Source organism: Clostridium autoethanogenum DSM 10061 (assembly GCF_001484725.1).
GTDB lineage: Bacteria > Bacillota > Clostridia > Clostridiales > Clostridiaceae > Clostridium_B > Clostridium_B ljungdahlii.
Map to the genome: position 1 here is coordinate 1874993 of NZ_CP012395.1, position 15915 is coordinate 1890907.

15 protein-coding genes are annotated in these 15915 nt (G+C 31.8%); 9 read left to right on the forward strand and 6 right to left on the reverse strand.

Annotation, left to right across the window (positions count from 1 at the left end; all coding sequences use genetic code 11):
- The first annotated feature begins 7 nt into the window (after nt 1-7).
- The 3 genes from CLAU_RS08370 to CLAU_RS08380 are packed head-to-tail and all read left to right on the forward strand — an operon-like array spanning nt 8 to nt 3778.
- Nucleotides 8-1678, forward strand: a complete 1671-nt coding sequence (locus CLAU_RS08370) for an acetolactate synthase large subunit (protein ID WP_013240490.1) — start codon at nt 8-10, stop codon at nt 1676-1678.
- 14 nt (nt 1679-1692) lie between these two features.
- Nucleotides 1693-2808: a 4-hydroxybutyrate dehydrogenase gene (locus CLAU_RS08375; RefSeq protein WP_013240491.1), complete on the forward strand. Its 1116-nt coding sequence runs from the start codon at nt 1693-1695 to the stop codon at nt 2806-2808.
- 19 nt (nt 2809-2827) lie between these two features.
- On the forward strand, nt 2828-3778 hold the full coding sequence (locus CLAU_RS08380; RefSeq protein WP_013240492.1) for a LysR family transcriptional regulator: 951 nt from the start codon (nt 2828-2830) through the stop codon (nt 3776-3778).
- Between the two features lie 138 nt (nt 3779-3916).
- On the opposite strand, the gene CLAU_RS08385 is transcribed toward CLAU_RS08380, so the two are convergent.
- Together CLAU_RS08385 and CLAU_RS08390 are read right to left on the reverse strand one after the other, a co-directional pair.
- Nucleotides 3917-4681: an SDR family NAD(P)-dependent oxidoreductase gene (locus CLAU_RS08385; RefSeq protein WP_013240493.1), complete on the reverse strand. Its 765-nt coding sequence runs from the start codon at nt 4679-4681 to the stop codon at nt 3917-3919.
- 42 nt (nt 4682-4723) lie between these two features.
- Nucleotides 4724-6058, reverse strand: coding sequence for an APC family permease (locus CLAU_RS08390; protein WP_013240494.1), 1335 nt, complete (start codon nt 6056-6058; stop codon nt 4724-4726).
- A 237-nt stretch (nt 6059-6295) separates the two neighbouring features.
- Here CLAU_RS08390 and CLAU_RS08395 point away from each other — a divergent pair, with 237 nt between their 5' ends.
- From CLAU_RS08395 to CLAU_RS08420, 6 genes are all read left to right on the forward strand, one after another.
- Nucleotides 6296-7972 (forward strand): spore germination protein, encoded by a 1677-nt coding sequence (locus tag CLAU_RS08395; protein ID WP_023162446.1) that lies wholly within the window; start codon nt 6296-6298, stop codon nt 7970-7972.
- A gap of 28 nt (nt 7973-8000) precedes the next feature.
- Nucleotides 8001-9161 (forward strand): Ger(x)C family spore germination protein, encoded by a 1161-nt coding sequence (locus CLAU_RS08400; protein WP_023162447.1) that lies wholly within the window; start codon nt 8001-8003, stop codon nt 9159-9161.
- Nucleotides 9162-9189: 28 nt separating this feature from the next.
- Complete coding sequence (locus CLAU_RS08405; RefSeq protein ID WP_023162448.1) at nt 9190-10302, forward strand: GerAB/ArcD/ProY family transporter; 1113 nt, start codon at nt 9190-9192, stop codon at nt 10300-10302.
- A gap of 85 nt (nt 10303-10387) precedes the next feature.
- Nucleotides 10388-10837, forward strand: a complete 450-nt coding sequence (locus CLAU_RS08410) for a MarR family winged helix-turn-helix transcriptional regulator (protein WP_023162449.1) — start codon at nt 10388-10390, stop codon at nt 10835-10837.
- An 11-nt stretch (nt 10838-10848) separates the two neighbouring features.
- Entirely contained in the window at nt 10849-11349 is a 501-nt protein-coding gene (locus CLAU_RS08415) for a GNAT family N-acetyltransferase (RefSeq protein WP_023162450.1), read from the forward strand.
- An 81-nt stretch (nt 11350-11430) separates the two neighbouring features.
- Nucleotides 11431-12333 carry a 3'-5' exoribonuclease YhaM family protein gene (locus CLAU_RS08420; RefSeq protein ID WP_023162451.1) on the forward strand — a complete coding sequence of 301 codons (903 nt, stop codon included), beginning with the start codon at nt 11431-11433 and terminating at the stop codon, nt 12331-12333.
- A 178-nt stretch (nt 12334-12511) separates the two neighbouring features.
- Here CLAU_RS08420 and CLAU_RS08425 read toward each other — a convergent pair whose 3' ends face one another.
- The 4 genes from CLAU_RS08425 to rnr form a co-directional block, all read right to left on the reverse strand.
- A complete protein-coding gene (locus CLAU_RS08425; protein ID WP_023162452.1) occupies nt 12512-12784 on the reverse strand; it encodes a hypothetical protein in 273 nt (90 codons plus the stop codon).
- 21 nt (nt 12785-12805) lie between these two features.
- Entirely contained in the window at nt 12806-12931 is a 126-nt protein-coding gene (locus CLAU_RS21350; protein WP_275507577.1) for a hypothetical protein, read from the reverse strand.
- A 249-nt stretch (nt 12932-13180) separates the two neighbouring features.
- Nucleotides 13181-13654 carry an SsrA-binding protein SmpB gene (smpB, locus tag CLAU_RS08430; protein ID WP_013240506.1) on the reverse strand — a complete coding sequence of 158 codons (474 nt, stop codon included), beginning with the start codon at nt 13652-13654 and terminating at the stop codon, nt 13181-13183.
- 33 nt (nt 13655-13687) lie between these two features.
- On the reverse strand, nt 13688-15826 hold the full coding sequence (gene rnr, locus CLAU_RS08435) for a ribonuclease R (protein ID WP_023162454.1): 2139 nt from the start codon (nt 15824-15826) through the stop codon (nt 13688-13690).
- Nucleotides 15827-15915: the final 89 nt, after the last annotated feature.

The following is a 15915-nucleotide window of genomic DNA, read 5'->3' on the forward strand; positions in this document are numbered from 1 at the left end:
GTTTTATATGAATAGAGATATAAAAAAAGAAGTCCAACTAAATACAGCTCAAATGCTAGTAAAATGTTTAGAAGCCGAAGGAGTAAAGTACATCTTTGGTATTCCTGGTGAAGAAAACCTAGAAATAATGAATGCAATTTCAGATTCAACTATTGAATTTATCACAACCCGTCATGAGCAAGGTGCTGCATTTATGGCCGACGTTTATGGACGTTTAACAGGAAAAGCAGGTGTTTGCCTATCAACACTAGGACCAGGTGCCACTAACTTAGTAACTGGTGTAGCAGATGCTGATAGTGATGGTGCTCCGGTTGTTGCTATTACAGGTCAAGTAGGTACTGAAAGAATGCATATAACATCGCACCAATTTTTAGACCTTTGCAAAATGTTCGAACCAATCACAAAGAGAAGTAAACAAATCGTTCGTCCTGATACTGTAAGTGAGATTATAAGACTTGTTTTTAAGTATGCTGAAAGTGAAAAGCCTGGAGCATGCCACATTGATTTACCTGTAAATATTGCAAAAATGCCCGTAGGTGCTTTAGAAAAGCCTTTGGAAAAGAAGATTCCACCAAAGGAACATGCAGATTTATCAACAATTGAGGAAGCTGCAAGTGAAATCTTCAAAGCAAAAAATCCTATTATCTTAGCTGGAAGCGGTGCTATAAGAGGAAATTCTTCAAAAGCTGTTACGGAATTTGCAACTAAATTGAAAATTCCAGTAATTAATACGATGATGGCAAAAGGTATTATTCCAATGGATAACAAGTATTCAATGTGGACAATAGGTATTCCACAAAAAGATTATGTAAATAAAATTATTGAAGAGGCTGATTTAGTAATTACAATTGGATATGATATTGTAGAATATGCCCCATCCAAATGGAATATAAATGGGGACATTAAAATTGTGCATATCGATGCAAGACCATCACACATCAATAAACTTTATCAGCCCATAGTAGAAGTAGTTGGTGATATTTCAGATGCTCTATACAATATATTGAGAAGAACTTCTAGCAAAGATGAACCAGTAAAAGCTTTGGAAATTAAATCAGAAATGCTAGCTGAACATGAAAGCTATGCAAATGACAATGCTTTTCCAATGAAACCCCAAAGAATTTTAAATGATGTTAGAAAGGTCATGGGACCACATGACATTGTCATATCAGATGTAGGTGCCCATAAAATGTGGATTGCCAGACATTATAACTGCTATGAGCCCAATACATGTATTATTTCAAACGGTTTTGCTACAATGGGTATTGGTGTTCCAGGTGCAATTGCAGCCAAATTAATTAATCCAGATAAAAAAGTATTGGCTATTGTTGGTGATGGCGGTTTCATGATGAATAATCAAGAATTAGAAACAGCCCTACGTATTAAAACTCCAATTGTAGTTTTAATATTTAATGACAGTAACTACGGTTTAATAAAGTGGAAACAAGAAGAACACTATGGTAAAAGCTGTTATGTAGATTTTACTAATCCAGACTTTGTAAAGCTTGCAGAAAGTATGTATGCAAAAGGATATCGAGTAGAAAAAGCAGAAGATTTAATTCCAACTTTAGAAGAAGCTTTCAAACAAAATGTACCTGCAGTTATTGATTGTCAAGTTGACTATGGTGAAAATATAAAGCTTACAAAGCATTTAAAAGAAGTTTATGAAAATATGTAAAGTGGAGGAATAAAATGAAAGCATTATCTATTAAACCAGAAATCTATACCTTTGATACATGTAAAGAATTTATAAACAAATTTAAAATAGGAAAAGAAGATTTAATTATTACAAGTGAGCATACTTATGTTTCATATTTTTCTAAATATAACCTTGATACCAATGTAATCTTTATTAGAAAATACGGCACTGGAGAGCCAAGTGATACAATGGTAGAAGCAATTTGTAAGGATATAAAAGATATTACTTATAAAAGAGTAATTGCTATTGGCGGCGGAAGTGTCCTTGACGTTTCAAAATTGTTTGCATTAAAGAAAGTCTCGCCAGTACTTGATTTATTTGATCACAAATTAGAATTTGTAAAAGATAAGGAATTGATCCTAATTCCAACAACTTGCGGAACAGGCAGTGAAGTAACTAATATTTCTATTCTTGAATTGAAGTCAAGACATACAAAATTAGGTCTTGCTATAGATGAACTATATGCAGATTTTGCTGTTATGATTCCAGAACTTCTAGAGAATTTACCCTTTAAATTTTTTGCAACTAGTTCCATTGATGCCTTGATTCATTCCATTGAATCCAGTGTTTCACCAAAAGCTACAAGCTATACAGAAATGTTTTCCTATAAAGCAATGGAAATGATCTTAAAAGGATATCAGGAGATTTCAAAAAATGGCCCAGACGCCAGGTTTTCCTTGTTAGATAAATTTTTACTTGCAAGCAATTATGCTGGAATTGCATTTGGCAATGCAGGGTGTGGTGCAGTACATGCTATGAGTTATCCTTTAGGTGCTAATTACCATGTTCCTCATGGAGAAGCAAATTATCAAATGTTCATTGGAGTATTTAAAACCTATTATCGTTTAAAACCACAAGGTAAAATTACAAAACTAAATAAATTCTTAGCATCCATTTTAAACTGCAAAGAAAATGAAGTTTACATTAAAATAGAAGAGTTATTAAATGTATTGATTCCTAAAAAACAATTACGTGAGTATGGGGTAAAAGAAAAAGAATTAAAGGAATTTACACAAAGTGTTATGACTAAACAAGGTCGTTTAATGGCAAATAACTATACAGAATTAAATGAACAAACTGTATATGAAATATATAAATCATTATATTAAAGTAGAGTTGATTTAAATTATGATAAATTTTCTTAATTTGGAATACTTTTTAGTTGCATCAGAAGAATTAAACTTTACTAAGGCAGCAAAAAGACTGTTTATCTCTCAACAATCATTAAGTTCTCATATTTCAAAGTTAGAGCTTGACTTAAATGTCACATTATTTAATCGTACCTCACCTTTGACATTGACACCAGAAGGAAAAAGTTTGGCAAAAAACACTATAAAGATACTGAACTTAAAAAAACAATCTCTAAAAGAACTGTCAGATATCAAAGATTTTAAACGAGGTGACTTATATATTGGTATATCCCCTACAAGAGGACTATCATTTTTGCCAGAGATACTGCCTGACTACAGCGAAAAATTTCCTAATATTCATCTACATTTATTCGAAGGTAATTCAAAAGAATTAGACCTTGCATTACTTAACGGTGATGTAGATTTAATAGTTGCAATGTTACCTTTCCATGTAGAAAATGTAGAAACAATACCTCTTTGTAATGAAGAAGTTCTTATGATCGTTCCAGATAGTATATTAGTAAAATACTTTCCTAATAACTATGATAAAGTTAAAGCACAACTTGAAAAAGATGTAGATTTAGCTTTATTGAAAGATTGCCCTTTTTTAATGTTTAACACAAGACATATGGTTAGGCTTATTGCAGATGAAATGTTTAGTAAAAAACAGATAAAGCCTAATATTATTTTAGAAACAGATAGTATTGAAACAGCCTTAGCACTTTCAGTAAAAGGAATGGGAATTACTTTTTACCCTAAAACTCTAATGAGTAACAAGAATTTAGTATTTGATAAAGACTCCTTTGCAAGTACTAACATATACCATATGAGATATAATAAAACTCATAGAACGCTGGCCATCGGCTATCAAAAAAATCGCTATATATCTCAAGCAGTAAAGGAGTTTATCAAGCTAGCAAAAGAAAAATATGAAAATTTAATTCAATGACAAGTGTAGATTTTAATTATTGTCTTTGCCTGCATCATAATAATAAAACAAATAACCGCATACCTGTTGAATTCAGATATGCGGTAGTTTTTTTAATAATATCTTCTTATTTTTAAAGTCTGATTTCAGATAATATTATTAAACTCCTGCTGTGATACCACCATCTGCAATAACAGGTGATCCTGTCATACAGGAAGAATCATCTGAAGCTAAAAATGTAGCAATTTTAGCAATTTCCATTGGAGCAATAGGTCTTCCAATAGGTTGTACGGATGCAAGATCTTTTAATACAGCTTCTCTACCTCCAAATAACTCAGCATGAGCATCATTAAAAGTTGTGTCAACCCAACCAGGACAAATACAATTTACTCTAATATTATCTTTTGCAAAATCTAGTGCCATTGCTCTTGTTAACATTAGAATAGCCCCTTTGGATGCTACATAAGCAGAAAGCCTTGGTTCTGCAACAAAACTATTTGCTGATGCAGTATTTACTATTGAGCCTCCCCCTGCTTTTTGCATAACAGGAATAACATGCTTAGATACTAAAAAGTGAGATTTTACATTTACATCCATTGTTTTATTCCAAATATCTTCTGTTAACTCAAGAACAGAACCAGGAATATTAACAGCTGCATTGTTACATAAAATATTAATTGTTCCAAACTTTTCGAGAGTAAATTTAACAAGTTCCTTTATATTCTTTTCAGAAGAAACATCTGTTTTAAAAAAATAAACAGAATGACCTTTCTTTTGCAATTCTTCTTCAAGAGCTTGTCCTTCAGCTTCTAAAATATCAGAAATAATAACCTTTGCTCCTTCATTTACAAAATCTCTAACAATTGCTTTCCCAATTCCCATTGCACTTCCAGTTACAATAGCTACTTTATTTTCTAGTCTCATATTTGTTTCCTCCTCATCAAATATAATTTATTTAATACATCATTATATATTATCAATTATAGGTCCTTCTTTTTTATATCCTTTTGATTTGATAAACCCAACAATGACACCTATGAAAATCCAAGAAAGACCTACAATTTTAGTATTTCTATCAAAGCCTGACCATACAAAAGCGCAAACGGCAAATCCTATAAATGGAAATAATAAATGAAACAAAAATCCCTTCACTCCACCTTCTTTTTTCTTGAAAAAGAAATATGCAATTACAGATAGATTTAAAATCATAAATGCTGTTACTGCACCAAAGTTAACAAACATTAAAATGGTCGTTAACTTTAATGTTAAAACAAGAGTAATGGATACAATCATTGATAGTATAATTGCATTTGCTGGAGTCATATATTTGGGGTGAATTTTTTTCAATACATTAGAGCCAGGAACAATGTTATCTCTACCCATAGCAAATAGGATACGGGCTACTGCTGATTGAATATTAAGGGTAACAGCAAGTCCAACTGCAACTACATTTATAAGGAGCATAGCCACATAAAAATACTGTCCTCCAATTTCCTTTGCAATATCAAACATTGCCATATCTGGATTTAAGTTTGCATAATTACTGTGAGCTAAACAAGCCAAATAAGTTTGAACTAAGAATATTAAAGCTGTTGTTACTAATGCTAAAACAGTTGCTTTTCCAACTACCTTTTCAGGCTGTTCTACTTCTTCAGCTAACGTACTTATTCCATCAAATCCAACAAATCCTAATAGAATCATAGAAGTTGCAGTTGCAGCAAATTTCAAATTAACATGTTCTGGTTGAAAAATTGGAAGTAATGAAAATCCTCCTATTCCCAATCCTTCGATAAATACAAACTTAATAGCAAAGCTTACAAATAAAATTAATGCTATAATCTGTAATATAAATAAAAATGTGTTTACTTTAGCGTTTAATTCTACTCCCCGAATGTTAATAAGACCAGTTATGATAATGAATATGATAGCTAAAACTTTTGGATCAAGACCTGGAAAAATGCCTGTTAACCATAAACCTGAGAATAAACACATAAGAGCAGGTGCAAGAATATAATCTGATAAAATAGTCCAACCTGCTATAAAACCAATATGTGGATTAAATCCTTTCCCTACATATGAGTAAACTGATCCTGCATATGGGAATTCCTTACTAAATCGAGCATAACTCAATGCAGTAAAAAGCATAAGCACTGCCCCAATTAGATACACCAAAGAGACCATTCCATAACTTGCTTGAGCAGCTGTACCGAACACTTGAAAAGGTGCAAGAGGTGACATCGTAATCATACCGAATATAATTAAATTTTTCATCGTAAGTGTTCTTTTTAATTCTTGTTGCATACAAATTCCTCCTATTCATCTTTAGTTAAATAAAGTGTATTACGTCTATTATAATATCGCTTGTTTAAAAAAGATAGTATTTTTTTATTCATTATGTATAAATATCGTATTTTTTTTAGAACTTTAACAAATTATGCAAATTATATAGCTCACTACTAAAAAGATACTTTTAAAAAATTCCTCCTATTTCCATATATGTACTTTCTTTAACTTCTTCTAAAAACCTTCATTTCATGTGTGAATAATTTTAACTATATTAAACATACTAAATCTGTATTTAATTGTTCTAAAGGAGGTTTTATTACGTCAATTTTAAAATATTTCCATAATCCTAAGAAATCCAAAATTAAAAAACAAAATCAGAAAACTGAAAAAAAGTTACCTCCTAAAATAAAACTTTCTTTAGATTTAGCTTCTAACATTGAAATAATAAAAAAGATGCTCGGTTTTTCCAGCGACATAACAGTAAGAAATTTTACTATTTCTCCAGATTGTGGAGTAAAAGCAGCAGTCATTTTTATTAAAGGCTTAGCTGAAAGAGAACTCATCAATGAACAAGTTATTGGAGCATTGATGTTAAATGACAGGTTTGGCAATGTAAAAAATACTAATGAATTTTTTCAAATGATAAAACAATATGGTTTACCTAATACCTACGTAAATGAAGAATCTGATATTAATAACATAGTAACTGAATTAATTGATGGCAATACAATTCTTTTGTTGGACAAAATAGACAAAGTTCTTATAGTAGGAAGCACAGGCTGGAAGGACAGGTCAATTTCTGAACCAAGTAGTGAAAATTCGGTAAGAGGACCAAAGGATTGTTTTACAGAAAACATTGAAAATAATAGTGCTCTAATAAGGCGCCATATCAAAAGTTCTGACTTAAGAATAGAATCATTTAAAATAGGTACAAAAACTAAAACAACAGTATTGATAGCATATCTTAAAGGAATAGCAAGGGAAGGCGTAATAAATGAAGTTAGAGAACGACTAGGACGAATTGAAATTGACGGCATACTTGAGAGTGGTTATATTGAAGAATTAATAGAAGATACCCCTTCATCTATGTTTCCCCAGATAGAACACAGTGAAAGACCTGATAAAATTTCTGCAGCAATCTTAGAAGGTAGGGTAGCCATTCTTGTAGATACAACTCCTTATGTGCTCATAGTTCCTACAATTTTCGTTCAGTTTATTCAGTCAGTAGATGATTACTACCAGCGTTTTCCTGTAGGATCTTTTGCAAGATTCATTCGAGTTATTGCTTATTTTATTTCAGTTCTTCTTCCTTCGCTGTACATTGCTTTAACAAGCTTTCACCAAGAAATGATACCTACTACACTGGCCTTGTCAATTGCAGCTTCCCGTGAAGGTGTACCTTTTCCAAGCATAGGAGAGGCCTTTATGATGGAAATTACTTTTGAAATTCTAATGGAAGCAGGCCTCCGCTTACCCAAACAAGCAGGTCAAGCCGTAAGTATAGTCGGTGGTCTTGTTATAGGTCAGGCTGCAGTTCAAGCAGGTATTGTTTCACAGGCTATGGTAATCGTGGTAGCCCTAACAGGTATAAGTTCCTTTGCCATTCCAGCTTTTAATGCATCATCTTCAGGCCGTTTACTTCGATTTCCACTAATGATAGTGGCTTCTGTACTCGGTTTACCTGGTATCCTGGCAGGAGTAAGTATAATTGTTATTCACTTAAACAGTCTGCGCTCTTTTGGTGTAAACTACATGGAACCTTTTATATCAGCAGATAAAAGCATAACTAAAGACACCATACTCAGAAATCCTTGGTGGAAAGTAAATCGACTTCCAGGTTATATTGCCCGTAAAAGTATTGTAAGAGAAGCCCCAAACATGAAACCAGGACCAAAAGCAAATTCTACAGAGAAAGATAATAATAGTTAATTCTGTTTTCAAAAAAGGAGAGATGCAGATGAGAAAGATAGCTTTGGGATTAATTCTTATACTTTCATTTCTACAAACTGGCTGTTGGGATGCTAGGGAAATCGATGAACTTGCCTTTGTATTAAGTATTGGTTTAGATAAAACAGATTATGGATTCAAAGTAACGGCACAAATTGCAAGTCCGGAAACTTATAGTAAAACACCATCAGGTTCTGGATTTACACAAAAGAGTAAACCCTTCTGGATAATTACAAGTACCGGCAAAACAATTTTTGAGGCAATACGTAATATGGCCTCAACATCTTCCCGTCGTATCTTTTGGTCTCATATTAAAATAATAGTTATAAGTGAACAACTAGCGCGGAGCAATACCCTTGAAATATTTGATTTTTTTACCCGGAATCCTGAGCTTCGTTTAAGAACCCTAGTTGCAGTTACCCCGGGAGACGCAGGAAAAGTTCTTGATGTTGTTCCTGTAACGGAGAAAGATCCAGCTGTATACCTGGAAAAAATAATTAGAAATAAAAACTTAACAGGTAAGTCTTATGACATAATGTTAAAGGATTTTATTGAAGACTATCTTGACCCATATGTAGGTCCAGTAACCTCAAGGATCATTATTGACAAATCAAAATCAGAACCCATTCTAAAAACAAGTGGTGCATATGTATTTGATGACAATAAAGTATCCACTGTACTTAGTGAAGAACGGACAAGAGGACTTTTGTGGATAAAAGATAAAATGAACGCATCAATAATGGTTGTAAATTGCCCCTATGATGGTATGCCTGTTACCCTTGAAATTAAAAGATCTAAGTCTTCCATCAAAAGTTATTTGGATGGTGAAGTTCCACATTTTTCAATTAATCTTAAAGTAAATGCTACCATCACCGAACAATCATGTCTTACCAACTTTAATGACATTGAAAAACTAAATAAATTGAAAAAATCACTTGAAAAATCCATTTGCAAAGACATCCAGTCTACAATACTAACAGCAAAAGATATACAAATAGATTTTCCTGGTTTAAGTTTTGCACTACACAGACAGCATAAAAAAGAGTGGAATCAAATATCTTCAAAATGGGATCAGCTTTTTAAAAATAGTAAGGTTGATATAGTTGCAAATGTAACTATTCATCATGTATCATTGGCAAAACCCCTAGAGCCAATAAAAATACAGAAATAATATATGAGATAAAGGAGTAAGAAGTGCTATGATGCAAAAAAAGGAAACCATTAGCAATAATCAGTTTAGAGATCTTCTAATTTGCATTATGTGGCCTACAACAATCAACTATGCAAGTGGCATTTTAGCTAGAGAAGTAGGCCGGGATATGTGGATAAGTGGTATTATAGGTGTACTTACTATAATACCTTTTGCTCTTCTCATTATTTATATTGGGCAAAGTTTTCCAGGCAAAACAATTGTACAATATGGTCAGGACTTGTTAGGCCGTGTATTAGGAAAAGTTCTAGGGATAATACTTACACTGTACCTTTTTATCATGTCTTCTAGTTCAATATCAATGTATGTCCATCATCTTACTGACTTTCTACTGCCGCGAACACCTTTTTTAGTAGTAAATACAATGCATGTTTTGGTAGTATTCTATTTAGTATGGAAAGGTTCTGAGGTCATTGGAAGAACATCTGTTATTGCTTTTGGGGCATCTATAATCTTTTATTTTCTTGTCTCCATGGCTTCTTTTGGTGAAATAGATATTAACAGAATTGCACCTTTTTTTGATTCAGGAGTCACTAATGTATTTAAATCCTCTTTAGAAACTGATACATTTATAGGCATATCTCAAATACTTATAGCAATGATTCTTCCAATGGTTCATGACCAAAAAAAAGCTTTTGGTTCAGCGACTTCTGGTATCCTTATCGGAGGTTCTTACTTTGTCTCCTACTTCATTGTAGAATTGATGGTTATGGGTCCTCATGTAGTAGCCTTAATGCGTATTGCCAGCATGGATTTTGTAAGGTCCATACAAATAACCCAATACCTTCACCGCTTTGAATCCTTTATGGTTGCTCTGTGGTATTGGAGTATGATGACTCATGCAGGAATTCTAGCAAGCTGTTCTTTAACCGCCTTTATGCAAACTACTGGAATAAAAAAGAAAAATCCATTCATTATTATTGTTTTTACCTTAATAATGATAATTGTTACCTTTTATATAGGTCATGACAGAGTATTATTTTTAAATTTAAGGGAGCATGTATGGCAGTATTTTTCACTTCCAATTGACTTCGGAGTACCTTTATTACTTTTCTTTGTTCTAGTCATAAAAAAAAGATTACATATGATAAAAAACAAATAAATGTAGTTGAAAGTTCAACTTTAATATGCTATTATTTATATAATATAGTTGAACTTTCAACTAGCGTTTAAGGAGGTGAAAGGTTATGGAAAGCTTACATAGTCAAATATTAAGGGAAATAGGAGGTCTATCTCGCTGTGTTCAGTCTATAAGTGACTTGAAATTTAAACAAATAAATCTACAAAAAGGTCAATTTACATTTTTGACAAGGATATGTGAAAATGCTGGAATTAATCAAGTTGATTTATCAACTCTCTTAAAAGTAGACAAAACTACAACTACAAAAGCCGTACAGAAACTTATCGAAGCTGGATATATAAATAAAAGAAAAGATGATATTGATAAAAGGATGTGGAGACTTTATCCAAAAGAAAAGGCATTAGATATATATCCATTTATCATTGAGGAAGAAAACAAACATATACAAATTTGTCTCCATAACTTCAGCAGCGAAGAAAAAGAATTTGCCTATAGATTAGTTAAGAAAATGAGGGAAAACATTGAAAATCATTGGAAAGAAATAAAAAATTCTTAGGAGTGATACTTGTGATAAGAAAAGCGACTATGGAAGATATAAAAGATATTATGGAAATCATAAGAAAAACTATTATAGAAATGCGTACTTACAACAATACTCAATGGGATGAAAATTACCCTCAAAAAAAAGATTTTATTGATGATATTGAAAATGAGAATTTATTTATAGTAGAAAGAAATGAAATATTAGTTGGCTTCCTGTGCATCAATAAAATAGAACCAGCTGAGTATAATGGATTAAATTGGTCATTAAATGAAGATTGTTTGGTTCTTCATAGAATGTCAGTTAGTCCTAATCATAGAAGATGTGGAATTGCTTCTGAATTAATGAAATTTACAGAAAGCCTTGCTCTAAAAAATAATATACAATATTTAAAAACAGATACTTATTCGGTAAATGCAAAAATGCAAGCTCTTTTTAAAAAGTGCGGTTATAATTTTGTTGGAGAAATTCACTTTAACGGAAAAGAAAAGCCATTCTACTGCTATGAAAAAATATTAAGCAAATAGAGCACATTTAATTAGAAATTGATATAAATGAACTTTTTACATATACTACATTTAGAAAAGACATTTAATTGGGAGGAACATATGAATAAAAAAGAGCTTTTTTTAAGTACTATAGAAAATGGACATAATGTAAAACTATCGCTAATGGTAATGAAAATAATATTTAAAGATACTTCTAAAATTGTATGTATATTAGCCGATAAAAGTGGAGAAATAAAAGCTAATATGCCAAATATAAATGAAAATATTACACAGGGAACAGTACTCGAGGTTGAAGGAATTAAAGATAATATTCTAGATATAAAGAACTATAAGTTAATTTCTGATTATAACGTTTCAGATTATCTTCCAACAGTAAAAAGACCTATCGAAGATATCTTGGAGGAAATTGAGCTGTATACAAATAAATATATTATTTCTAAGGAAGCTAGAGCTTTAAACGATTATTTCTTTAAAGATGAACTATTTCTAGATAAATTTAAAAGAGGAATAGGTGGTGTCTCCATGCATCATAATTATATAGGAGGCCTTGCGGAACACACCTTGAACGTTATGTATTTAACTGCTGTGCTTTGTGAAAGGTATCAATGCCGGAGAAAAGAAATGGCAATGTTAGCAGCAAAACTCCATGACATTGGAAAAGTTTATGAGTTGTATTATGATGGCCCTTTCAAATATACTCTTAGAGGAGAAATGGAAGGTCATATTGTTATTGGGGTAGAGTTACTAGATAAAGCTATTAGAGAAAATCCTACATTGTATTCAGAGGATTTTATAATGAGAATAAAAGGATGTATTGTTCAGCATCATGGAAAACTTGAATTTGGTTCTCCAAGAGAAATGAAAACAGAAGAATCATTTATAGTTAACTATGCTGATTCCATAGATGCTACTATGAATAAGATTTGTCAGATAAAGGATGAAACTGAGCCTGATAATTGGTCAGAATTCGACAGAAGAATTCAAACAAAATTATACTTATAAATAAAAGAAACTATATAAGTTTAAAATATTCATCCAATTTTTATCATCTAAAAGCCCTCTAAATAATTATATTATCTAGGGGGTAACATATTTTCTAAAAATAATGCTATTTTCTGATTTAATTTTATTACATCATTCATATTTATTCTACAGATATGTAAAATAAAAAGGCATACTTCTACGCTTCATATTTTTGTTTTAAACTCTCCATTATTTCCCTATTCTGCGCAACGATACCATTCATCTTTTTCTGTAGTTTCTGTATATCTTTAATATTTTCTCTTACCTTAGCATCTTCATAAAATGAAGTATATTTTTTTTTACAATGTGGACATTCAAAATAAGTCCTTCTAACACTATCATTTACCCAATCTGTTTCTAGTTTTTCTATTCTAAATGTTTTTCCACAATCATCACAATGAACTTCAATTCCTTTTAAAGTATTTTTCATAACATCCCTCCTAGAATTAGACTAATCTTCTTTATCCTTATTTTTCTCTTCTTTACTATCACTAATTTTTTCTTCATCTTTATTAAGTAAATATCTGAAATCAGTTAAGTCCTTATTTTTACCTCTGCCACCATTTTTACGTCCCAAACAAACCACCTCCCCATTAGGCCCTAAAACTTTATTTTTCATTCCATAACATCTAACTTTTTATACTTATGTCCATATCTATAGTATAACCTATAGATACAATTAATACTACAATTCATAATTTCAGCTAACCTAGGAAATTCTCTAAGTAAGCAATAAACATTTAAAAACTCAGTAAAAAGTATCAAAAAAGGAACCATATTCACTGAAATATAATTCCTTAACTATTTTATCCGATAGCTATCTACCCTAATATTTAGATCTCTCTTTCATTTGCCTGTCTATATCTCTTTTAGCAGCCCTCTCCAGCATTGTATTTCTTTTATCATAGTTTTTCTTTCCCTTTGCTACTGCTAAATTTACTTTTACCCTACCATATTTAAGGTAAAGAGACATTGGCACAAGAGTATATCCCTGTTGAGCTGTATATTGCTGCAATTTAATTATCTCATTTTTATGAAGAAGTAATTTTCTATTTCTTAATGGGTCCTTGTTAAAAATATTTCCTTGTTCATAAGGGCTAATATGCATATTACATATAAATATTTCACCATTTCTTATTTCAGCATAGCTATCTTTTAAGTTACATTTACCTGCTCTTATAGATTTAACTTCTGTTCCAACCAGTTCTATTCCAGCTTCCATGGATTCTTCAATAAAATAATCATGCCTTGCCTTTCTATTTTCTGCAAGAGTCTTATTACTGGACTTTTTATTAGTCAAAGCATCCCATCCCCTTTCATAACGTCTGTTTACCTAGTCCCCATTTTCTTCATCATCTATTTCCTTTACCACTTCAAAATATATCTCATGAGCGAACATATCAACTTTTAATACTCGAATTTTTATCTCATCACCTAATTTATAAATGTTTCTATTTCTCTCCCCTACAAGGCTTAAATGTTTTTCATCATATACATAATAGTCATCTTCCAAAGTACTCATGTGAACTAATCCTTCTATCGTATTTGGAAGTTCTACAAACATTCCGAAATTAGTAACTGAAGATATTATTCCTTCAAATTCTTCTCCAATTCTTTTACTCATATATTCCGCCTTTTTAAGATCGTCTACTTCTCTTTCAGCGTCTTGAGCAACTCTTTCCATTTCAGAAGATTGTTTTGCAGCATAGTCTACTTCTTTTACCAATGTTTTTATTCTATTATCAGTTAACCTGCCATTTATAAATTCTTTAATAATTCTATGAATAATTAAGTCAGGGTATCTTCTTATAGGCGATGTAAAATGGCAGTAGTATCTAGCTGCCAGCCCAAAATGGCCCACACACTCCGATGAATACCTAGCCTGTTTCATAGAACGGAGCAGCAAAGTACTCACCACAATCTCTTCTTTTTTACCCTTTACCTTTTCTATAATATCCTGTAGTGCTTTAGGATGGACTTCCTGCCCCCATTTTATCACATATCCCAAATTATGTACAAACTCATTAAAATGCATTAATTTTTCTTCATCGGGGTCTTCATGTATCCTATATACAAAAGGTAAATTGGTCCAAAACATATGCTCAGCTATAGTTTCATTACACACCAGCATAAACTCTTCTATTATCCTGTTAGATATTCCTCTTTCATAAGGCTCAATCTTTACAGGCACACCTAAGTCATCTAAAATTATCTTGCATTCTTGAAAGTCAAAATCTATAGCTCCTCTTGTCATTCTCCTTTTATTTAAAATTTTACACAGCTCTTCCATCAAATTAAATGTATCCACCAAATAGCTATACTTTTCCATAGTCTCGGCATCTTTATCTCTCAGTATTTTTGTTACGTCAGTATAGGTCATCCTCTCATTGCTTTTAATTACACTTTCCACAACATTATGCTGTACTACCTTCCCAGTTTTGTCTATTTCCATAAGACAGCTCAATGCTAGTCTATCCGTATTAGGATTTAAACTACAGATACCATTTGAAAGCTTTTTAGGCAGCATGGGTATAACCCTATCTATAAGGTAAACAGAAGTCCCTCTCTTTAACGCTTCTTTATCTAACGGATTTTTCTCCCTTACATAGTTGGATACGTCGGCTATATGGACACCTAGGGAGTAATTTCCATTGGGCAACTTACTTATAGAAATAGCATCATCTAAGTCCTTCGCATCTTCTCCATCTATTGTAACTGTAAGTAAATTTCTCAAATCAGTTCTTCTATCATACTCTTCTTTGGGAATTTCTTCAGGTATATTTTCAGCATATTGCTGAACTTTTATAGGAAACTCTTCAGGTAAGTTATTCTTTTTTATTATGGTCAATATATCTATACCCTTTTCTCCTTTTTTGCCCAATATATTTACTATTTTTCCCTCTGGATTTCTTCTTTTTTCAGGCCACTCAGTTATTTCTGCAACTACCACATCACCTGTTTGGGCATCTTTTCTAGATTCCTTAGGTATAAATATATCTTGATATATTCGCTTTTCTTCTGGTACCACAAATCCAAAATTTGTACTATCTTCAAACGTTCCTATAACTACTTTATTGGCTCTTTCTAATACTCTTATAATTTCCCCTTCACATTTTTTACCTTTGTCTTCCATTTTCGTTATTTTTACTACTACTTTATCGCCATTCATGGCACCATTTAAATAGGAAGATGGTACAAATACATCTGCTCCTTCATTCTCTGGTATAACGAAACCATATCCTTTTTGATGACCTTGAAACTTACCTGTCACAAGTCCCATTCTATCCGGTATTCCGTATCTTTTTCTGCGTGTTTTAACTACCAATCCTTCCTTTTCCAAGTCATCCAATACCTTTTTAAAATCTTTTGCTTCAGCCTTTGTTACAGAAAATATACCCTCTAATTCCCTTATATTCATAGGCTTATAAGCCTGCTCTTCCATAAAATTTATAATTGCTTCTTTTATATTCATTTTTTCACCACCTACTATTATCTTGACTTAATTATGGTAAAAATATTCAATATTACCCAAATTATTTATTTATAAAAAAATAAATAGAG